The 19,724-nt window shown below is 39.2% G+C and carries 23 protein-coding genes; 20 read left to right on the top strand and 3 right to left on the bottom strand.

Annotation, left to right across the window (positions count from 1 at the left end; translation table 11 throughout):
• Window positions 1-78 precede the first annotated feature (78 nt).
• From HMPREF2728_RS06510 to HMPREF2728_RS06435, 16 genes are all read left to right on the top strand, one after another.
• Window positions 79-585, top strand: coding sequence for a YfbM family protein (locus HMPREF2728_RS06510; protein ID WP_075227402.1), 507 nt, complete (start codon window positions 79-81; stop codon window positions 583-585).
• Window positions 586-616: 31 nt separating this feature from the next.
• Entirely contained in the window at window positions 617-1,468 is an 852-nt protein-coding gene (locus HMPREF2728_RS06505) for a CbrC family protein (protein WP_075227401.1), read from the top strand.
• Between the two features lie 18 nt (window positions 1,469-1,486).
• Window positions 1,487-1,969 carry a hypothetical protein gene (locus HMPREF2728_RS06500; protein WP_186822196.1) on the top strand — a complete coding sequence of 161 codons (483 nt, stop codon included), beginning with the start codon at window positions 1,487-1,489 and terminating at the stop codon, window positions 1,967-1,969.
• Window positions 1,970-1,986: 17 nt separating this feature from the next.
• Entirely contained in the window at window positions 1,987-2,541 is a 555-nt protein-coding gene (locus tag HMPREF2728_RS06495; RefSeq protein ID WP_075227399.1) for a hypothetical protein, read from the top strand.
• 10 nt (window positions 2,542-2,551) lie between these two features.
• The gene (locus tag HMPREF2728_RS06490) at window positions 2,552-3,049 is read left to right on the top strand and encodes a hypothetical protein (protein WP_075227398.1); all 498 of its coding nucleotides are present in this window, start codon (window positions 2,552-2,554) and stop codon (window positions 3,047-3,049) included.
• Window positions 3,050-3,097: 48 nt separating this feature from the next.
• Window positions 3,098-3,892, top strand: a complete 795-nt coding sequence (locus HMPREF2728_RS06485) for a DUF4261 domain-containing protein (RefSeq protein WP_083279621.1) — start codon at window positions 3,098-3,100, stop codon at window positions 3,890-3,892.
• Window positions 3,893-3,935: 43 nt separating this feature from the next.
• Window positions 3,936-4,403 (top strand): hypothetical protein, encoded by a 468-nt coding sequence (locus tag HMPREF2728_RS06480; RefSeq protein ID WP_075227397.1) that lies wholly within the window; start codon window positions 3,936-3,938, stop codon window positions 4,401-4,403.
• Entirely contained in the window at window positions 4,396-5,412 is a 1,017-nt protein-coding gene (locus tag HMPREF2728_RS06475) for a hypothetical protein (protein ID WP_075227396.1), read from the top strand. Before HMPREF2728_RS06480 ends, HMPREF2728_RS06475 begins: the two co-directional genes overlap by 8 nt.
• 595 nt (window positions 5,413-6,007) lie before the next feature.
• Window positions 6,008-7,462, top strand: coding sequence for an aminotransferase class I/II-fold pyridoxal phosphate-dependent enzyme (locus HMPREF2728_RS06470; RefSeq protein WP_075227395.1), 1,455 nt, complete (start codon window positions 6,008-6,010; stop codon window positions 7,460-7,462).
• A complete protein-coding gene (gene speE, locus HMPREF2728_RS06465) occupies window positions 7,463-8,323 on the top strand; it encodes a polyamine aminopropyltransferase (protein ID WP_000366713.1) in 861 nt (286 codons plus the stop codon).
• A complete protein-coding gene (locus HMPREF2728_RS06460; RefSeq protein ID WP_075227394.1) occupies window positions 8,320-9,579 on the top strand; it encodes a saccharopine dehydrogenase family protein in 1,260 nt (419 codons plus the stop codon). The genes speE and HMPREF2728_RS06460 overlap by 4 nt, the downstream gene beginning before the upstream one ends.
• A complete protein-coding gene (gene nspC, locus HMPREF2728_RS06455) occupies window positions 9,579-10,706 on the top strand; it encodes a carboxynorspermidine decarboxylase (protein ID WP_075227393.1) in 1,128 nt (375 codons plus the stop codon). The genes HMPREF2728_RS06460 and nspC overlap by 1 nt, the downstream gene beginning before the upstream one ends.
• Window positions 10,703-11,788: an agmatine deiminase gene (aguA, locus tag HMPREF2728_RS06450; RefSeq protein ID WP_075227392.1), complete on the top strand. Its 1,086-nt coding sequence runs from the start codon at window positions 10,703-10,705 to the stop codon at window positions 11,786-11,788. Before nspC ends, aguA begins: the two co-directional genes overlap by 4 nt.
• Window positions 11,789-11,797: 9 nt before the next feature.
• On the top strand, window positions 11,798-12,673 hold the full coding sequence (aguB, locus tag HMPREF2728_RS06445; RefSeq protein WP_075227391.1) for an N-carbamoylputrescine amidase: 876 nt from the start codon (window positions 11,798-11,800) through the stop codon (window positions 12,671-12,673).
• A gap of 344 nt (window positions 12,674-13,017) precedes the next feature.
• The gene (locus tag HMPREF2728_RS06440) at window positions 13,018-13,254 is read left to right on the top strand and encodes an AbrB/MazE/SpoVT family DNA-binding domain-containing protein (RefSeq protein WP_049504513.1); all 237 of its coding nucleotides are present in this window, start codon (window positions 13,018-13,020) and stop codon (window positions 13,252-13,254) included.
• Complete coding sequence (locus tag HMPREF2728_RS06435; protein ID WP_075227390.1) at window positions 13,251-13,664, top strand: type II toxin-antitoxin system death-on-curing family toxin; 414 nt, start codon at window positions 13,251-13,253, stop codon at window positions 13,662-13,664. Before HMPREF2728_RS06440 ends, HMPREF2728_RS06435 begins: the two co-directional genes overlap by 4 nt.
• Before the next feature lie 141 nt (window positions 13,665-13,805).
• Here the strand turns inward: HMPREF2728_RS06435 and HMPREF2728_RS06430 are convergent, their stop codons facing one another.
• The 3 genes from HMPREF2728_RS06430 to HMPREF2728_RS10975 are packed head-to-tail and all read right to left on the bottom strand — an operon-like array spanning window position 13,806 to window position 15,655.
• Window positions 13,806-14,621, bottom strand: coding sequence for a TIGR03943 family putative permease subunit (locus HMPREF2728_RS06430; protein ID WP_075227389.1), 816 nt, complete (start codon window positions 14,619-14,621; stop codon window positions 13,806-13,808).
• On the bottom strand, window positions 14,618-15,523 hold the full coding sequence (locus tag HMPREF2728_RS06425; RefSeq protein WP_075227388.1) for a permease: 906 nt from the start codon (window positions 15,521-15,523) through the stop codon (window positions 14,618-14,620). The genes HMPREF2728_RS06430 and HMPREF2728_RS06425 overlap by 4 nt, the downstream gene beginning before the upstream one ends.
• Window positions 15,524-15,655 (bottom strand): SPJ_0845 family protein, encoded by a 132-nt coding sequence (locus tag HMPREF2728_RS10975; protein WP_000268695.1) that lies wholly within the window; start codon window positions 15,653-15,655, stop codon window positions 15,524-15,526.
• Between the two features lie 155 nt (window positions 15,656-15,810).
• Here HMPREF2728_RS10975 and HMPREF2728_RS06420 point away from each other — a divergent pair, with 155 nt between their 5' ends.
• The 4 genes from HMPREF2728_RS06420 to HMPREF2728_RS06405 all read left to right on the top strand — a co-directional run.
• Window positions 15,811-17,940, top strand: a complete 2,130-nt coding sequence (locus HMPREF2728_RS06420; RefSeq protein ID WP_075227387.1) for a Tex family protein — start codon at window positions 15,811-15,813, stop codon at window positions 17,938-17,940.
• Window positions 17,927-18,376, top strand: a complete 450-nt coding sequence (locus HMPREF2728_RS06415; protein WP_049503316.1) for a SprT family protein — start codon at window positions 17,927-17,929, stop codon at window positions 18,374-18,376. Before HMPREF2728_RS06420 ends, HMPREF2728_RS06415 begins: the two co-directional genes overlap by 14 nt.
• 59 nt (window positions 18,377-18,435) lie before the next feature.
• On the top strand, window positions 18,436-18,708 hold the full coding sequence (locus HMPREF2728_RS06410) for a PspC domain-containing protein (protein WP_049503317.1): 273 nt from the start codon (window positions 18,436-18,438) through the stop codon (window positions 18,706-18,708).
• A 341-nt stretch (window positions 18,709-19,049) separates the two neighbouring features.
• The coding region (locus tag HMPREF2728_RS06405) for an ABC transporter ATP-binding protein (protein ID WP_075227386.1) at window positions 19,050-19,724 on the top strand (675 nt) is incomplete at its 3' end.

Below are 19,724 nucleotides of genomic sequence, written 5' to 3'. Positions count from 1 at the left end.
AGCTCCATTATAGCATTTTCTATAGAAATAGAGCTAAAAACATCAGTATTATCCTACAAGATTCAAAGGAGAAAAATCATGGGAATGATTGCCAATTATCAATATTTACCAGACAATGAATTAGAACAAATAAAAGCTCTTTCTAACCAAGAAGATGACTTGTTAGACTTTGCTGAGGACTCCGCTGATACTCATGATATCTTACTAGATATTGACAAAATGTGGGATGCTTTGGTTTTTGTCATGACAGGATTTAGTAGTTCAGAATTTTTGGATGACAATCCCTTGAGAGAAGCAGTTTTAGGGGTGACACCTTTAGAAGAAGTGTCTGAGTACATAGCCTATACTGAAAAAACCAAGATAGCCGAGATCGTAGAAGCTCTAGAAAGTTTTGACATGGACAGAGCCTTGACAGACTTTAGTATGGTAGCATGCAAGAAAGCCGACTTATATCCTGATATTTGGGATTATCTTGAGGAAGAGGAAGAAATCAAGGATGAAATTCGAATCAGTTTTGTAAATATGAAAGAGTTTTACAAAAAGATTCTGGAGCTCAATGGGAATGTCCTGGTCACTATTTGTTAAGGTTTTTAGATTCCATTAGAAAGGTAGTCCCATGAATCCATTTCTAGAAAAGTATATTACTTTAAAAAAGCAATACCTGGAACAAGATGGAAATTCTTCCAGTGTTGTGGCACTCTATGATTTGGCTGATGAATTAGCTAAGTCTGAGGATTTAGAAGCTAAAAAAGTCTTAGTTGACCTCTATGAACAATTGGGTCTCTACGCTAGTGCCTATAGCTTATTTACCGAAATCTTAGACAAACCTGATCGAAAACAGATAAAGAAACTGAGCCGTTTACAAGAAATGAGTCAGAGTCATGGCGATCGTTTTGCCCTTCCTCGTCCTCTAAGAAAAGAAGAGAAGAAGCAAAGACAGAAGCTATTAGAGTCTTTGCCACATTTTCTCTATCATCCAGATCCCTTAGCTACAGGTTCATTTGTTGAAGGAGAAGCCAAGCTTTGTCCATCTTGTGGGAAAGAAAGCAATGTTTATTATGCCTTGATACCTTATAGTATAGAGGATATAGAATACCTTTGCCCAATGTGCATTGCAAATGGTCAAGCAGCTAAAAAATTCGATGCAGAATTTATCCAAGATGCCGAGTGGCAGGGTGAATTGGATTCAGAAAAGAATCAGCTGCTTTTTTGTCAGACCCCAGGCTACTCTAGTTGGCAGGGAGAATATTGGCTTTCTTGTTGCCAAGATTATTGTGCTTACTTGGGTACAGTTGGAACTCGAGAATTGAAGGATATGGGAATCGCTGAGCAAGTTTTGGCAGACTATGAAGCGCGTGAAGAATATCAAGAGGTAGAAGACTACTTGGTCAAAGACGGGCCTATCTGTGGTTACTTGTTTAGATGTCTCCATTGTCAAAAATACCAGATCTGGGTTGATGCAGATTAAATCGAAATGTGATTAGCTATGAAAATTAAAGAGAAGACTATGGAAGAACTAGAATTATTCGAAGCTGCCTCCAAAGATTTATTAGATACTATGCAGGGATTTAAAGACAATCTATCTGTTCAATTTCCCCTATTAGATAGTGATAACTGGCAGTATGATAAGGGAACAATAAAAGTTTGTAAGGCTGATGAGTCAGGATTCAAAAAAAGATCTAGGGTTGGAATCAGCTACAACTTGAAAGTCTCCCTATTAAAGGAAGATGCCGAGCAAATCTGGTTACTGTTTAAAGACTGGTTCAATACTAGCAGATTGGGTCAAGTTGAAAGAAATCCTAATAATGAGGATTTGGGAAGATATGTCTTCTCAGCAAGTTCCCCTCTAGGTGATCAGGTAGATTGTTCGATTTATTTGGCTAATGAGTGGAATATCCCTCAGATTAGCTTTTCAGGCTATCTAACAGCTCGTTATAGGGCTTGTGATCTTGATAAATTGCAAGAATAAGATGGAGGTTTTTAGAGATGAGAAAGATTGATTGGGGCAAGATAAAGACTCGCTTAGATGCCTTTCTGGTCATTGATGAGTATCTAACAGATCCGAGTGAGGATTGGCTCAGACTCGTGATTAAGACTGAGGAAGACTATGGAGTCCGCTATCTTATTGATAATGGATCTGGTGATTCTTTAGATGTGATTTTGACTGATAAAATGATCCTCATAAAAGGTTTTGATCATGAAAGCAGTTTAAGCCAGTTTGCTGCTGACGAGTGGAATCAAGACGTCATTGATGGTTTTTATAAAGGACTGGACGAAAAGTATGTCTCACTTTATTCAGAAGACCAAAAAGATGAAACAACCTTCTTTATCTGGTATGACGGTCATGCGCATCAATACACTTACCAAGATCAGGATGGTGGAGAATGGTTGCTTTCTTACCTCTTTGATAGCTTTGAGAGATTTCATGAGTTTGTGACAGACTATTATGAAATTACTGTAGATAAAGATTTACTTAGGAAACTCTACATGGATGGACAACTTTCAGACATAGAAGTAAAGCAATTAATCCAGGAGAGTTAAGAGAGTTATCATGAGAGTGAACTATAAAAATACCCCTGAAAACTATCGAGCTATGGCGGAAATAATCATCCCACCCTTGCTTGATTTACTCAAAAGTTTAACCTTGTTAGAAGAGGAAATTTTTGAGCGTAACAGAGCACTGGATAAGGAAAAAGAACGCCTTGGCATCCCAGCAAATCAAGTTCATCCCAAGTGGAATGAACTTATGGATGACTATTTTCAGAGGCAAATGCAACTTCTAACTGGACGAGTGACTCAAAATTACTTGGAAGGAGGAGTTCGAATTTCTTATAGCTCTCCAAGTGAGTATAACTATGTTAAAACGAATGATTTTTCTGTAGATTTTATCATGACAAAAGCTGAAGAAGCAAGAGTCATCACTCATTATCAAGAAGCTTTAGAAATGAAGCATCAGTTTGTACTTAGATTGGTGGATGGAAATTGGCTACTTGATGAGAAATTTTACGGTTTTGAGGATGAGGAAACTTGGTATGGCGACTTACTTTGAGTAAGAGAGCTTTGCTTTCCAACTGATATGAGAAAAAGGAGAAGTCCTGTGAATTTTTTAAAAAATCTATTTACTAGTAAGAAAGAAAAGTCAGAGAAGAAAAAACAACTGATCTTGTCCATGCCTCTTTTCAAAGGCAATCAAGCCTATTCTTTCGACCAGGTCATTCAGGAATTGAAATCTCACTGGGGACTTGAAATTTCTGAAGTTTCTGGGGATGATTCTAGTGCAACCTTTGTGATTGATGGTGCTCTCGTTGCGCTGGCTTTGATGGATCTTCCCATCCCAAGTCAAGAATTTGAAAAATTGTATGCCTATTCTTACCTCTGGCAGGATGTTGAGAAGGAAACACAGGAGCACACACAGCATGCTATTGTTTCTATTTTGTCTGACAATCTTTCGCCAGTAGAAACTTATTCCCTGTTAACTAAAGTCAATGCCTCTATCCTAAAAACTAGTCAATTAGCTATTGGTATTTATCAGGGTTCTACCACCTTGCTCTTGCCCAAAGATCTTTATCTAGACCTGGCTGACCTTTTGAAAGAAGAAATGCTTCCCCTTCAACTCTGGATTTACATGGGAATTATCAACCAGGGAGATAAAACTAGTATTTACACTTATGGTTTGAAAGAGTTTGGAAGAACTGAGATTGAAATTATCGAGTCTCCTATGAATAGCGATGACTTATATTATTTCCTCTTGTCTATTCTTCAGTATGTTTTAGGCAGTGATGTCACCTTAAAGGACGGTGAAACCATTGGCTTTTCAGAAGATCAAAAAATCAAAATCACTGAGTCAAAAGCCGTCTATTTGGAAGGAAATTCCTTGAAATTAGATGTTTAAACCATGATTTATAATTGAGTGTCCTTCCTAGATTGGGGGGGTTATGAAGCGTGATATAAAAAAGTATTATCTCTACCGTTTTCTGGTCTATAGATTTGAAAAACTCTCTTGTAAGAATCCAAGTCTCAAGGAAATAAAACCAGAGAAGAGAGAAAAAATCGTTCTAGAGGCTACTCGAACTAGTCAAAAGATTATTCTAATCCTTGGAATTCTTTATGTTTTGCTATATTCTGCTATGTTCATTTACCTAAGGCTCAATGATTTTCAAAATCCCTTATTGACTTGGTTTACTGACTATATCGATTATTTAGGTGAACTGATAAACGGAGAATGGGGCGGTAGTTGGCGTCAAAAGAAAGCTAGTTTTTTGATGATTGCTATACTGGCTTTACCCATTGTGCTGATAGAAGGTGGCCCCTTCTTCTTGCTGGTTTTATTAGTTGGGAATTGGACATTAAAGAGAAAGATTAGATTTGAGAGAGAGCATAAAGGAGTAGAGAGACATGGGTAGAACGGTGATTATAGGTACTTTAATAGTTTTTGCAATCTTTAATCTGCTACTCGGTCTGGGTTTTTATCTCTTTCTAAAAAAGAGGAAAGAGAATGGGCAGTCATTGTACGAAACCCCTATAAATCAACAAACTCGAACAGAAAAACTGGGTCTAGGCGAGATTTTGGTCTACCTGTCCCTAATTGCAATCGCGGGGATGTTTGCTTTTCAGACCTTAAATAGAGGTGGAGTTGGGAATTCTATTTTAGCCAAAATGATCCTCCTAACTGCTCTAATGGCCCTTTTCAATGCAAGAAAAAGGACTGGAAAGTCTTTACTTGCCCTCCTTATAACCTTTATGGTCTTTCTAGTAGGTGTCATGTTTAATCTCACAATTGGTTTGCCACCTCAAGCACCGATTTTGCAAATTAATGAAAGTAAAATCACGTTAGCAGAAACAAAAGCAAGTGATCTGATGGAAGCTGGATTTGATATCTATGTAAGACAAGGTGATGGTGGTAGCGACTATGAAGACCTCCTGACAGATGGCAGTTTCCAAAAGTATGCAGGTGATAAATCAGTCACTATCGAAAAAGGCTTCAGACTTGATAGCAATCCTGTTCCCTACGCTCCCTATCTCCTTGCAAAAGATGGCATAGTTCTTGGGAGTATTTCCTTTTACGGGGCAGAAGATAAGGACGTGGTTCTAGAAGATTCTAAGGTTATTCAGGTTCGATTTAACAAGGATAGCATTGAAGCAGCAAAGGAACATGCTATCATTTTCAAGTTAGATGAACTCGACTTGACTAGTCGACTTGATGTTCCACTTGTTCATGAAACTTTTAAAAAGCATCTATGGTCAATTCCACCAACAAATACAAGTGATGTCACTCAATTGTGGTATGGATTACAGTGGTCAAGTAACAGTGACTCTCTATTTTGGAATGAGTATTACAGTCTTATCCGTCTAGATGAAAATTATTTGATGACTGATTTTGAACTAGCTGCCAAAGTAGCGCGTGATGAGTAAATACGATTTTGAATAGTTAGCTTTGCTTATGCCTATCTAAAGGAATTAATGTATTTAGTTCCTTTTTTTGTTTTTTATTTTAATTTAAAACGATTTCTATTTCTGGGTTGAATAAATTACACGAACTAAATATTAAATTATTTTAAAAAAGTTCTAAAAATACTTTACAAGTCTCTGAAAACATGATATAGTAATGAAGCTTAGAAAATGAGATGATGTTTTCTAGCAAATATAAACCCGAGTAAAAAATGCCTACGGACAGGCAGGGTTGAATGCCGAAGCGTGGTTGAAAAGCCACATTATTGATAGGGTTAAAAGCCTACTTTTATAAGTTGATGTTAGGACACTTGTCCTAATTCGTAAAGATTTGTTAGTGTGGTGAAAGCACACGTCATCTTGTGAAACGATCAATAAAGTACGTAATATTTGCTACTAGAGAGTTAGGAAACATCAGGAACAGACATACTCAAAAGAAACAAACATAAACACGTCAGTAGATTGTAGAGCAGGTGCCAACCTGCTCTTTTTTTCATAAGTATCCTTTAGAGCCTTACATAAGGTGAAAAAAATTATGATAAAGGAGTATGTCTCTATAATGTTAAATCAAAACCAAGCTCCAATTTATGAGGGACTGGTCAAGCTACGAAAAAAAAGAATTGTACCTTTCGATGTACCTGGTCATAAGCGTGGTCGTGGTAACCCAGAATTAGTGGAACTTCTGGGTGAGAAATGCGTAGGTATTGATGTCAATTCTATGAAGCCCTTGGACAATCTAGGACATCCCATTTCGATTATCAGAGAAGCAGAGGAACTAGCAGCGGAAGCTTTTGGGGCTGCTCATGCCTTTCTAATGATTGGGGGGACAACGTCATCTGTTCAAACCATGATTCTCTCCACTTGTAAAGCTGGAGATAAGATTATTCTTCCGCGTAACGTACATAAATCAGCTATCAACGCCCTTGTTTTGTGTGGTGCTATTCCCATCTATATCGAGATGAGTGTGGATCCTAAAATCGGTATTGCTTTGGGGCTTGAAAATGATCGTGTGGCGCAAGCTATTATGGACCATCCGGATGCCAAGGCTATCCTGATTAACAATCCAACTTACTATGGGATTTGTTCAGACCTTAAGGGATTAACAGAGATGGCTCACGCCGCAGGAATGAAAGTCTTAGTAGACGAGGCGCACGGTGCTCATCTGCACTTTACAGATAAACTTCCTCTGTCTGCTATGGACGCAGGAGCTGATATGTCAGCTGTATCCATGCATAAGTCCGGTGGTAGCTTGACTCAAAGCTCCCTTCTTTTAGTTGGTGATCGGATGAATCCTGAGTACGTACGTCAGATTATTAACCTGACACAGTCAACATCAGCATCCTACTTGCTAATGTCTAGTCTAGATGTTTCTCGTAGAAACCTAGCTCTTCGTGGCAAAGAGTCCTTTGAGAAAGTCATTGAGCTATCTGAGTACGCACGTCGTGAAATCAATGCCATCGGTGGCTACTATGCCTACTCAAAAGAGCTAGTAGATGGTGTATCGGTTTGTGATTTTGATGTAACCAAGCTGTCAGTTTACACTCAGGGTATTGGCTTAACAGGTATCGAGGTTTATGACCTCCTACGAGACGAATACGACATTCAGATTGAGTTTGGTGATATCGGGAATATCTTGGCCTACATTTCGATTGGTGACCGTATCCAAGACATCGAGCGCTTGGTCGGTGCTCTTGCTGATATCAAGAGACTATATTCACGAGATGGGAAGGACTTGATAGCTGGAGAATATATCCAGCCTGAGTTGGTTCTATCTCCTCAGGAAGCCTTCTATGCAGATAGAAGAAGCTTAACATTAGACGAGTCCATTGGCCAGGTATGTGGGGAATTTGTCATGTGTTATCCTCCAGGAATTCCAATCCTAGCGCCAGGTGAACGAATTACACGAGAAATTGTCGATTATATTCAATTCGCCAAAGAACGTGGTTGTTCACTCCAAGGAACGGAAGATCCAGAGGTCAATCACATCAATGTTATTGAGAGAAAGGAGAATTAGATGGATTTATGGTTTTCTGAAGTTCATACTCCAGATGTGAAATTATCCTTGAGAACTGCCAAGCAACTCTACGCTGGAAAAAGTGAATGGCAGGATATTGAAGTATTAGATACTCCAGCTTTTGGGAAGATTTTGATTTTAAATGGGCATGTCTTATTCTCAGATGCAGATGACTTTGTCTACAACGAAATGACCGTCCACGTTCCTATGGCTGTCCATCCAAATCCAAAGAAAGTCTTGGTTATTGGGGGTGGTGACGGTGGTGTTGCCCAGGTTTTGACACTATATCCTGAATTAGAACAAATCGATATTGTAGAACCAGATGAGATGCTGGTTGAGGTTTGTCGAGAATACTTCCCAGATTTTGCTGCAGGACTTGATGACCCTCGCGTCACCATTTACTACCAAAATGGACTGAGATTTTTGAGAAACTGTGAAGATGATTACGACATCATCATCAACGATGCGACAGATCCATTTGGCCATACGGAAGGGCTCTTTACCAAGGAATTTTACGGCAATAGCTATAGAGCCTTGAAAGAAGACGGAATCATGATTTATCAGCATGGTAGTCCTTTCTTTGATGAAGATGAGTCTGCTTGCCGAAGTATGCACCGCAAGGTCAATCAAGCCTTTCCAATCAGCCGGGTTTATCAGGCACATATCCCAACTAGTCCTGCGGGCTATTGGTTGTTTGGATTTGCATCGAAAAAATATCACCCTGTCAAAGATTTTGACAAGGAAGGCTGGAAAAAACGCCAGTTATTTACGGAATATTACACTGCAAACTTACATGTGGGGGCATTCATGTTGCCCAAGTATGTTGAGGACATTTTAGAAGAAGAGGAAGGAAAAAAATGAGTCGTTTACTAGTTATTGGATGTGGGGGCGTTGCCCAAGTTGCTATTTCAAAGATTTGCCAAGATAGCGAAACTTTTAAAGAAATTATGATTGCAAGCCGTACAAAGTCAAAATGTGATGACTTGAAGGCTAAATTAGAAGGCAAAACAAATACTAAGATTGAGACAGCTGCTCTTGATGCTGACAAGGTAGAAGAAGTGATTACCTTGATTGAAAGCTACAAACCAGAAGCTGTTTTGAACGTAGCTCTACCATACCAAGATTTGACTATTATGGATGCTTGTTTGGCAACAGGTGTCCACTATATCGATACTGCCAACTATGAGGCTGAGGACACAGAAGACCCTGAATGGCGTGCTATTTATGAGAAACGTTGCAAGGAACTTGGTTTTACTGCCTACTTTGACTACTCATGGCAATGGGCTTATCAAGAAAAATTCAAGGAAGCAGGTCTGACTGCCTTGCTTGGTTCTGGTTTTGACCCAGGGGTAACCAGCGTCTTTTCAGCATACGCCCTCAAACACTATTTTGATGAAATCCACTATATCGATATTTTAGACTGTAATGGTGGTGATCACGGTTATCCATTTGCGACAAACTTTAACCCAGAAATCAATCTCCGAGAGGTTTCTGCACCAGGTTCTTACTGGGAAGATGGAAAATGGGTAGAAGTCGAAGCTATGTCTATCAAACGTGAGTATGATTTCCCTCAGGTTGGTGAAAAAGACATGTATCTTCTTCACCACGAAGAAATTGAATCGCTTGCTAAAAACATCCCAGGAGTTAAACGTATTCGTTTCTTTATGACTTTTGGTCAATCTTATCTAACGCACATGAAATGCTTGGAAAACGTTGGGCTTCTTCGTACAGATGCCATTAACTTTAACGGACAAGAAATTGTTCCAATCCAATTCTTGAAAGCCTTGCTTCCAGATCCTGCAAGCCTTGGCCCACGCACTGTTGGAAAAACAAATATCGGCTGTATCTTTACAGGTGTTAAAGACGGCGTTGAGAAGACCATCTACATCTACAATGTTTGCGACCATCAAGAATGTTACGCAGAAGTTGGTTCACAAGCCATTTCTTACACAACAGGTGTTCCAGCCATGATTGGAACAAAATTAGTTATGGATGGTACTTGGAAACAACCAGGAGTTTATAACCTTGAAGAATTGGATCCAGACCCATTCATGGAAGCTTTGAATAAATACGGTTTGCCATGGGTTGTGGTAGAAAACCCACAAATGGTGGACTAATGAAGTTAGAACAAGTACCAACACCAGCTTACGTCATTGATTTAGCAAAACTAGAAGAAAATTGTAGCATTCTGCAAGAGGTTCAGAAAAAGGCAGGTTGTAAGGTTTTGCTAGCTCAAAAAGCTTATTCCCTCTATAAAACCTATCCTTTGATTAGTCAGTATCTGTCAGGTACGACGGCTAGTGGACTCTATGAGGCTAAGTTAGCTAGAGAAGAATTCCCTGGGGAAGTCCATGTTTTTGCGCCTGCTTTTAAGGAAGCTGACATGAAAGAGTTGCTTCAAATATCTGATCATATTGTCTTTAACTCAGAGAGACAATTACGAAAATATAGTCAACCTTGTCGTGAAGCTGGTATCAGTGTAGGTCTACGCCTCAATCCTAAATGTTCAACGCAGGGTGACCACGCGCTTTATGACCCTTGTGCTCCTGGCTCTCGTTTTGGAGTAACTTTGGAAAAGATACCAAGTGATTTATTGGATTTGGTTGACGGGCTTCATTTTCATACCCTCTGTGAGCAAGGGGCAGATGATTTACAAACGACTTTGAAAGCAGTAGAAGAGCAGTTTGGAGCCTATTTGCATCAAGTCAAATGGCTCAATATGGGTGGTGGCCATCATATTACGAGAGATGATTATGATGTGGACTTGCTGATTTCTGAGATTAAACGCGTTCGAGAAACTTATAACCTTGATGTCTATGTCGAACCAGGTGAAGCCATTGCCCTTAATGCGGGTTATCTAGCGACAGAAGTCTTGGATATTGTCGAAAACGGGATTGAGACCTTGGTGTTAGATGCTTCAGCAAGTTGTCATATGCCAGATGTTCTTGAGATGCCTTATCGCCCCCCATTGAGAGATGGATTTGAAGCGCAAGAAAAACCTTATACTTATAGACTCTCTTCAAATACTTGCCTGACAGGAGATATCATTGGGGATTACAGCTTTGAAAAACCGATTGAAATCGGCGATCGCCTCTATTTTGAAGACATGGCTATTTACTCATTTGTCAAAAATAATACCTTTAACGGCATTGGGCTTCCAAGTTTATATCTCATGGATAAAGAGGGTGAGTGCAGTCTAGTTAAAGCATTTGGTTACCAAGACTTTAAGGAGAGATTATCATGATGGACAGCCCAAAGAAATTAGGTTATCGTATGCCTGCAGAGTATGAACCCCATCATGGGACTCTCATGATATGGCCGACTCGACCAGGCTCTTGGCCTTTTCAAGGAAGGGCTGCAAAAAAATCTTTTAGCCAGATTATCAAAACTATTGCTCAGGGGGAAACAGTCTACCTTTTGGTTGAGGAGGACTATCTATCTGAAGCGCAATCCTATCTAGGAGACAAGGTTGTTTATTTAGATATTCCGACAAATGATGCCTGGGCACGTGATACAGGTCCAACTATTCTCCTCAATGATCAAAGGGAAAAGTTGGCGGTAGATTGGTCTTTCAATGCTTGGGGTGGTGCTGTTGACGGTCTCTACCAAGACTATGAAGCAGATGACCAAGTAGCCAGCCGCTTTGCAGAAGTTTTAGAGATACCTGTTTATGATGCCAAACCTTTTGTACTGGAAGGTGGAGCTATACACAGTGACGGTCAAGGAACCATTCTTGTTACAGAAAGTTGTTTGCTCAGTCCGGGTCGCAATCCTCACTTGACTAAAGAGCAAATTGAAGAGATCTTATTAGAGAGTCTTGGTGCTGAAAAAGTTATCTGGTTGCCTTACGGTATTTATCAAGATGAGACAAATGAACACGTCGACAATGTTGCTGCCTTTGTAGGCCCTGCAGAAGTTGTTTTAGCTTGGACGGACGACCAAGATGATCCCCAGTATGCCATGTCTGCAGCGGATTTAGCTCTTTTAGAGAAGGAAACTGATGCAAAAGGCCGGAGTTTCACTATTCATAAACTTCCAATCCCAGCTATTCATCAAGTAGTTACAGAGGAGGATTTGCCGGGCTATACTTATGAAGAAGGGGAAGAAGAGCGTTATGCGGGCGAGCGTCTTGCTGCTTCCTATGTCAATTTCTATATCGCCAATAAATCTGTCTTGATGCCACAATTTCAGGATGTAAACGATCAAGTGGCCTTGGATATTCTCAGTCAGTGTTTCCAAGACCGTGAAGTCGTAGGAATCCCAGCTAGGGATATTCTTTTAGGTGGTGGAAATATCCACTGCATTACCCAACAAATTCCAGAATAGGAGAAAAAGATGAGAAATGTAACGGTTGCAGCTATTCAGATGCAATGCGCTAAGGATGTGGAAACCAATATCCAAACAGCTGAACGTTTAGTTCGACAAGCTTCAGACAAAGGAGCCCAAATTATTCTCTTGCCTGAATTATTTGAACGTACCTATTTCTGTCAGGAACGTCAGTATGACTACTACCAGTATGCCCAGTCTGTGTCTGAAAATACAGCTATTCAGCATTTCAAAGGAATTGCCAAAGAGCTAAAGGTCGTTTTACCGATCAGTTTCTATGAAAAAGATGGTAATGTCTTATACAATTCCATTGCTGTCATTGATGCGGATGGAGAAGTATTAGGAGTTTATCGCAAAACTCATATCCCAGATGACCATTATTATCAGGAGAAATTCTTCTTTACACCTGGAAACACAGGCTTCAAGGTCTGGGACACTCGCTATGCCAAGATTGGAATTGGCATCTGTTGGGATCAATGGTTCCCTGAAACAGCCCGTTGCCTTGCATTAAATGGAGCAGAATTACTCTTTTACCCAACAGCCATAGGTTCAGAGCCTATTTTGGATACTGATAGTTGTGGTCATTGGCAACGTACCATGCAAGGGCATGCAGCAGCAAATATTGTGCCAGTTATCGCAGCCAATCGTTATGGTTTGGAAGAAGTCACTCCTTGCGAGGAAAATGGTAACCAAAGTTCAAGTCTTAATTTCTACGGTTCATCCTTTATGACCGATGAAACAGGAGCTATTTTAAGTCAAGCCGAACGGCAAGGAGACGCTGTTTTATTGACTACCTATGATCTTGAAAAAGGTGCATCTGAACGCCTAAACTGGGGCCTCTTTAGAGATAGAAGACCAGATATGTATAAAGATATTGTCAGATGAAAAAGCCTATCCCAGGCTTTTTTCTGTAGATACTATAGTAATTTTTGATAAAGTATTAGAAATCTGATAAAATGAACATAGTGTAAGAATGATAAGAGAGGTTGGGGAGCTCTCAATCAATTTTTTCTTGAAGAATTAAGCCGTGACTGAGGTTAATTATGGGAAAATGGACTTGTAGATGTGGTCAAGCAATGAACGACCACAAAGCCCCTGATCCAAATGCTTATTCGGTTTATTCGGATGAGTTATTTGAATAAATCTCTCATGCAAGAGTATTTTGGCTGATATTCTGTCATTGTAATTACGGTAATTATTTGTTATAATACTTCAAAGGAGGAAATCAGATGGTAGTAAAAACAAGAAAACAAGGAAATTCAATCACCATTACCATTCCAAGTGAATTCAATATTCCAAGTGGTGTAAAATACGAAGCGAAATTGTTACCAAGTGGTGAAATTATCTTTACTCCCGAAGAGTCTGAACATCAAATTTCTTATGTATCTGATGATGCCTTTGACTTAAATTTAGATAAAATCTTTGATGAATACGATGATGTTTTCAAAGCTTTGGTGGAAAAATGACAGTCTATCTTACAGAAAGACAAATTGAAAAAATCAATTCTTTAGCAATTCAACGGTATTCACCTAATGAAAAAATTCAGACAGTTAGTCCTTCTGCCTTAAATATGATTGTCAATTTACCAGAACAATTTGTTTTTGGCAAACCTCTTTATCCAACAATTTTTGATAAGGCAACGATACTATTTGTCCAATTAATCAAGAAGCATGTTTTTGCCAACGCTAATAAACGAACTGCTTTCTTCGTTTTGGTGAAATTTCTACAGTTAAATGGTTATCGTTTTTCTGTAACAGTTGAAGAAGCGGTGGATATGTGTGTAACTATTGCAGTAGAATCCTTAACAGATGAAAGATTAGCTAGCTACACCAAATGGATTTCCGAACATTCTTTTAGAGTTAATGGCAACAATTAAGCTTGGATGTTTAAATCCTAAAAGAAAAAAATAGATAAACAGACAGTATTAGAATTATGTAATGCAGAAAACTAATCTTTTGAATACGTCAAACATTCAACTTTACTAAACAAGAAAAAGTAGCCCACTCAGGCTACTTTTTTAAAATTCTTTATAAACATAAGGATTCTCTGGTTTATCAACCTTGATAAAGGATTGAACTTCAAGGGTTGGGAGGACCTGGTTAAGTTCCTTGTGATAGTGATTACTAATCTTACCTCTGACTCTTACCCAGGTGTTATTGTCATACTGATTGGTATTTCCTGTGGTCAAAAGGCCAAAAACTCCCGAATCAGCGATACAGTGCATGATACCAAAGCGAAAGACAAATTGACTATTGGCATGATTTGGATCGTTGTAAACAAAGCCAGTAAACTCTATTTCCTTACCTTCAAATTCATTTGGAAAATCGTAGATAACTTCCATGACTTCCAAGTAATTCTCATCCTTGATGACAATGCTTGATTGGGACAAGTATTTATCAGCACTCTTACGAACAGTATCTACATAAGCTGTGTGTGAATAAAACCTACTCGTATCTGGTTTAAGATACTGACTGCTAGTTCCTTCACTTGCTTGGATTGCCTTGTCAGTTCCTTCCGACAAAGGGAAATAATATCCTTTTGCCGATACTGTTTGTGAATCCAGAGTGACAGTTGGAAATGTAAATCCAACTAACAAGGGTAAACTTAAGAGGACAAAACTAGCAAGCTTGGCTGAAAAACTATGTAAGTGACTATGTTCTTTCAAACGCTTGAAGCAAACATAGGCTTGTACGATGGCTAGTAGCAAAGATAAAAACATAGTGATATAAGCCAGATAAGAGTAGTGGAGGTTTAGATACTGATTGAGCTTACCTGATAGATATAGATAAAGGGTTAAGAAAAAATAACTCATCAAAATAAAAAATCGTATCATAGCATCACCCCGACTAGATAAGAATAGACAAGAACAACAAGAGTTACAATTGTCATGAATTGCCAAATGAATCGCGTTTTGAGATAATTCTTCATCATGAGTAAGTTCTTGACATCAAGCATGGGACCTATAACCAGAAAGGCAAGCACTGGAGCAAAGCCAAAACTTGATAGAAGAGAAGAGCCAATAAAGGCATCAGCTTCACTACAGAGTGATAGAAGAAAGGACAAGACCATCAAAAGAACAATAGCGAGCAGTGGTGTCGCACTGATGGATGTCAGGATACGAGTTGGAACATATACTTGGACTATGCTGGCAAACAGACAGCCAAAAACCAAATAACGCCCCATATCAAAAAATTCATCAATAGCTTGGATGAAGACCTGAAGAAGTTTCTGACCTGAAGTCAAGTGAGAAAAATCATGCTCATGACAAGCCAACCTTTTTTCCTTCTGAATGGGTTCTTCCCAGAAAAATCCAAGAAAAATACCTAATATAGTAGCAACGAGAATAGAGCCCAAAGCACGTAGTAACACCATTTTAAATGAATTACCAAAGGCCGAATAGGTCGCAAAGAGCACAATGGGATTGATGATAGGAGCCGTTACTAGAAAAGGTACCACTGTATAGCTTGGAACCTTCTTCTCCAAGAAGCGGTTGATGATCGGAACGATTCCACACTCACAAGAGGGAAAGAGAAAACCAATGAAGGTACCAAAAAAGATTCTCCCCAAGCGATTTTTAGGGAGAAATCTATAAACTTTCTCAGGAGTCACATAGACTTCGATAGCACCAGAAATAATGCTTCCAATCAAAACGAAGGGTAGGGCTTCAATGATGATTGATAGAAAAATAGCGCCAGCTTGTAAAATACTCGAAGGCAGACTTTGAAAAATCGTCATCTATTTTTTCTTTTCTGCCTTATCTTTCTTTTCTTTGTCGTCTGGAAATGTCACTTGTTTCAAATCAGGGAGTTTAGCGAATTCTTCGAACATCTTATCTAAGTCATCAGTTTTTGTAAATTTAACAGCCATTGGGCATACCTCGATTCTTTTAGTTAACACTATTATACTATTATTTCTAAGAAATAGTTGGTTTTTAAAACGAACTTAGTTCTGGTATTTTTAAAGTTGAATGAAAGCAATAAATTAATGAAAACAAGCTTTCTTCCTTATGGTATAATAGTTTCATGGATAAAAAATATGAAAAAATTTCCCAGGATTTGGGAGTGACGTTAAAGCAAATTGATACCGTTCTAAGTTTGACAGCTGAAGGTGCTACCATTCCCTTTATTGCACGTTATCGTAAGGACATGACTGGAAGCTTAGATGAGGTGGCTATTAAGGCTATTATTGACCTTGATAAAAGTCTTACCAACCTCAATGATCGTAAGGAAGCGGTCTTAGCTAAGATTCAAGAACAAGGAAAGTTGACCAAGGAATTGGAAGAAGCTATCCTAGCAGCTGAAAAACTAGCAGATGTAGAAGAACTCTATCTTCCCTATAAGGAAAAACGTCGCACCAAGGCAACGATTGCGCGTGAAGCCGGACTCTTTCCACTTGCTCGCTTGATTTTACAAAATGTTCCTCATTTAGAAGCTGAAGCAAAAAAATTTGTCAGTGAAGGTTTTTCTAGTGGCAAAGAAGCCTTGGCTGGAGCAGTAGACATCTTAGTTGAGGCTCTATCTGAGGATCCTACACTTCGTGCTATTGCTTATCGCGAAGTCCTTGAAAATTCTAAAATCACTTCTCAACTGAAAGACGAAACTCTTGATGAAAAGCAGGTTTTTCAGATTTATTATGATTTTTCAGAGACAGTTGGAAATATGCAGGGTTATCGTACCTTGGCCCTCAATCGTGGGGAGAAGCTAGGTGTCTTAAAGGTCGGTTTTGAACATGCGACGGACCGTATTCTTGCCTTCTTTGCTGCTCGTTTCAAAGTTAAGAACGCCTATATTGACGAAGTTATTCAGCAATCTGTTAAGAAAAAAGTATTGCCAGCTATTGAGCGCCGTATTCGTACCGAACTAACTGAGAAGGCAGAAGAAGGAGCCATTCAACTCTTCTCAGAAAACCTTCGAAATCTTCTCCTTGTTGCACCTCTTAAAGGGCGCGTGGTTCTTGGATTTGACCCTGCCTTTCGTACAGGTGCCAAGCTTGCAGTCGTAGATGCGACTGGTAAAATGTTGACGACACAAGTCATTTACCCAGTAAAACCAGCTTCAGCTCGTCAGATTGAAGAAGCCAAGCGTGATTTGGCAGATTTGATTGGCCAATACGGTGTTGAAATCATCGCTATCGGAAATGGAACTGCTAGTCGTGAAAGTGAAGCTTTTGTCGCCGAAGTGCTTAAGGATTTTCCAGAGGTCAGCTATATCATTGTTAATGAGAGCGGTGCATCTGTCTACTCAGCTAGTGAACTTGCCCGTCAAGAGTTTCCTGACTTAACTGTTGAAAAACGTTCGGCAATCTCAATCGCTCGTCGTTTGCAAGACCCACTTGCTGAATTGGTTAAAATTGACCCTAAATCCATCGGTGTTGGGCAGTATCAACACGATGTTAGCCAAAAGAAACTATCTGAAAGTCTTGATTTCGTGGTAGATACAGTAGTTAACCAAGTCGGTGTCAATATCAATACAGCTAGTCCAGCCTTGCTATCTCATGTCGCAGGGCTTAACAAAACTATTTCAGAAAATATTGTTAGGTATCGTGAAGAAGAAGGAAAAATCACCTCACGAGCTCAAATCAAGAAAGTTCCCCGTTTAGGTGCTAAAGCGTTTGAACAGGCTGCAGGATTCCTCCGTATCCCTGAAAGTAGCAATATCCTTGACAATACTGGTGTTCACCCAGAAAACTATGCTGCAGTCAAGGAACTCTTCAAACGTTTGGACATTAAAGAACTAAATGAAGAAGCGCAAGCCAAACTCAAATCTATTTCAATCAAGGAAATGGCCCAAGAGCTAGACCTTGGTCAAGAAACACTTAAAGATATTATCGCAGACCTTCTCAAACCAGGTCGTGATTTCCGTGATTCTTTTGACGCTCCAGTCCTTCGGCAGGATGTCTTGGATATCAAAGACTTGAAAGTTGGCCAGCAGCTTGAGGGCGTTGTTCGTAACGTCGTTGACTTCGGTGCCTTTGTTGACATTGGTATTCACGAGGATGGCCTGATTCATATCTCTCACATGAGCAAGAAATTTATCAAACATCCAAGTCAAGTAGTATCGGTCGGCGATTTGGTAACCGTTTGGGTTAAAAAAATAGATGCTGACCGCGAAAAAGTGAATCTGTCGCTCCTTGCTCCAGATGAATCTAACTGATTACGTCAAACAAGTTTCTTTAGAGGATTTTGGAAAACCTTTCAAACATCAAGCTCAGTGGAATACTCGTCTGCGGTCGACAGGTGGACGATTCTTTCCAAATGACGGGCATTTGGATTTTAATCCAAAAGTCTATCAAGAACTTGGTATAGAGGTGTTTCGGAAAATCGTCCGTCATGAGCTCTGCCATTATCACCTTTATTTTGAAGGTAAGGGCTATCAACATAAGGATTTAACCTTTAAGCAGCTTCTAAAAGAGGTCAATGGTCTACGCTTTGTTCCTCCCTTATCAAGTGCCAGTCAAAAGCCAAGCTTAATCTATACTTGTCAAGCTTGTCATCAAACATATCAAAGAAAGCGAAAAATCGATACAAAGCGCTATCGTTGTGGTGTCTGTCGTGGTAAACTCCTCTTGTTAAATCGGCCTAAGGACTGATGTAGCAAATCTAGCTTAGTGCTATACTAAGATTAAGAAATCCGAAAGAGGAATAAATTATGAATACAAAATTTTATAAAATGAGAAGAAATCGCATGATATCAGGTGTTCTTGCAGGTCTATCTGATAAGTGGAATCTTGATGTAACCCTAGTTCGTTTCCTTTTTGCAATCTTTACAATCGCAAACTTTGGACTCGGGATTATTATCTACATTATCCTAGCTTCGATCCTACCAACAAAAGAAGATATCGAAGCTGAAATGTATGGAACAGGCCCACGCAAGATTAAAGAAGCCCAACCTATCAATGATGACGAAGGTTGGTTTTGGTAACCATATTACCATTCATTTGAAGTATTAAACCCTTGTAGTATCAAGGGTTTTTCTTTTGCTTAAAAATTTGTGGTAAACTAATAGTAGTTCATATCAAAAAAATAATCCAATCTTACAAAAATGTAAGATTACAGACCTCTTTTGTAAGGTTATGTTATGGAACCAACTCTTTTTTTAGAGTACACTTATATCAGAAAGATAAAGTAGCAAAACTATGAAAAATATTTTACAAAAGAAACAAACAAGTAAAGCAAGTCCAAAAGAGATCGAGCGAGTTCAGCTCGGTTGCGCTATAATGCAGGCTCAGTTTCAATTAATGGGATATTAAAAAGGAGATTATCATGACACTATTAGATGTAAAACACGTTCAAAAGATTTATAAAACACGTTTCCAAGGCAATCAAGTAGAAGCCCTGAAAGATATTCATTTTACTGTAGAAAAAGGCGACTATGTTGCCATCATGGGTGAGTCTGGTTCTGGGAAATCAACTCTCCTCAATATTCTCGCCATGCTTGACAAACCAACTCGTGGTCAGGTTTTCCTAAACGGAACAGACACAGCTACCATTAAAAATACTGAAGCATCAAGCTTCCGTCGTGAAAAGTTAGGCTTTGTCTTCCAAGATTTCAATTTGTTAGATACGCTTTCTGTTAAAGACAATATCTTACTCCCTTTGGTATTGTCTAGAAAGCCTATTATAGAAATGATGAAAAAATTGGTAGTGACGACTGAAAATCTTGGTATCAATCAATTGCAAGAGAAGTACCCTTATGAAATCTCTGGTGGACAAAAACAACGGGTTGCAGTTGCACGCGCCATCATTACAGAACCTGAAATTCTCCTTGCTGATGAGCCAACGGGAGCTCTAGACTCTAAATCATCTGCAGCTCTCCTTGATATCTTTGATCAGATCAATGAACAAGGACAAACCATTCTCATGGTAACCCACTCGACAGCTGCGGCCAGCCGTGCAAAACGTGTCCTTTTCATCAAGGACGGTATTCTCTATAATCAA

This window comes from Streptococcus sp. HMSC061D10 (genome assembly GCF_001808865.1).
Taxonomy (GTDB): domain Bacteria; phylum Bacillota; class Bacilli; order Lactobacillales; family Streptococcaceae; genus Streptococcus.
This window is presented reverse-complemented; position numbering and strand designations above follow the sequence as displayed.

Bases quoted from the DNA above. Each gene is read 5' to 3' on its own strand.
- HMPREF2728_RS06470 (WP_075227395.1), top strand. From the start codon at position 6,008: ATGTTAAATCAAAACCAAGCTCCAATTTATGAGGGACTGGTCAAGCTA.
- HMPREF2728_RS06440 (WP_049504513.1), top strand. From the start codon at position 13,018: ATGGTAGTAAAAACAAGAAAACAAGGAAATTCAATCACCATTACCATT.
- HMPREF2728_RS06475 (WP_075227396.1), top strand. From the start codon at position 4,396: ATGGGTAGAACGGTGATTATAGGTACTTTAATAGTTTTTGCAATCTTT.
- aguA (WP_075227392.1), top strand. From the start codon at position 10,703: ATGATGGACAGCCCAAAGAAATTAGGTTATCGTATGCCTGCAGAGTAT.
- HMPREF2728_RS06490 (WP_075227398.1), top strand. From the start codon at position 2,552: ATGAGAGTGAACTATAAAAATACCCCTGAAAACTATCGAGCTATGGCG.
- HMPREF2728_RS06505 (WP_075227401.1), top strand. From the start codon at position 617: ATGAATCCATTTCTAGAAAAGTATATTACTTTAAAAAAGCAATACCTG.
- aguB (WP_075227391.1), top strand. From the start codon at position 11,798: ATGAGAAATGTAACGGTTGCAGCTATTCAGATGCAATGCGCTAAGGAT.
- HMPREF2728_RS06410 (WP_049503317.1), top strand. From the start codon at position 18,436: ATGAATACAAAATTTTATAAAATGAGAAGAAATCGCATGATATCAGGT.
- HMPREF2728_RS06495 (WP_075227399.1), top strand. From the start codon at position 1,987: ATGAGAAAGATTGATTGGGGCAAGATAAAGACTCGCTTAGATGCCTTT.
- HMPREF2728_RS06415 (WP_049503316.1), top strand. From the start codon at position 17,927: ATGAATCTAACTGATTACGTCAAACAAGTTTCTTTAGAGGATTTTGGA.
- HMPREF2728_RS06435 (WP_075227390.1), top strand. From the start codon at position 13,251: ATGACAGTCTATCTTACAGAAAGACAAATTGAAAAAATCAATTCTTTA.
- HMPREF2728_RS06420 (WP_075227387.1), top strand. From the start codon at position 15,811: ATGGATAAAAAATATGAAAAAATTTCCCAGGATTTGGGAGTGACGTTA.
- HMPREF2728_RS06425 (WP_075227388.1), bottom strand. From the start codon at position 15,523: ATGACGATTTTTCAAAGTCTGCCTTCGAGTATTTTACAAGCTGGCGCT.
- HMPREF2728_RS06430 (WP_075227389.1), bottom strand. From the start codon at position 14,621: ATGATACGATTTTTTATTTTGATGAGTTATTTTTTCTTAACCCTTTAT.
- HMPREF2728_RS06500 (WP_186822196.1), top strand. From the start codon at position 1,487: ATGAAAATTAAAGAGAAGACTATGGAAGAACTAGAATTATTCGAAGCT.
- HMPREF2728_RS10975 (WP_000268695.1), bottom strand. From the start codon at position 15,655: ATGGCTGTTAAATTTACAAAAACTGATGACTTAGATAAGATGTTCGAA.
- HMPREF2728_RS06460 (WP_075227394.1), top strand. From the start codon at position 8,320: ATGAGTCGTTTACTAGTTATTGGATGTGGGGGCGTTGCCCAAGTTGCT.
- speE (WP_000366713.1), top strand. From the start codon at position 7,463: ATGGATTTATGGTTTTCTGAAGTTCATACTCCAGATGTGAAATTATCC.
- HMPREF2728_RS06510 (WP_075227402.1), top strand. From the start codon at position 79: ATGGGAATGATTGCCAATTATCAATATTTACCAGACAATGAATTAGAA.
- HMPREF2728_RS06480 (WP_075227397.1), top strand. From the start codon at position 3,936: ATGAAGCGTGATATAAAAAAGTATTATCTCTACCGTTTTCTGGTCTAT.
- nspC (WP_075227393.1), top strand. From the start codon at position 9,579: ATGAAGTTAGAACAAGTACCAACACCAGCTTACGTCATTGATTTAGCA.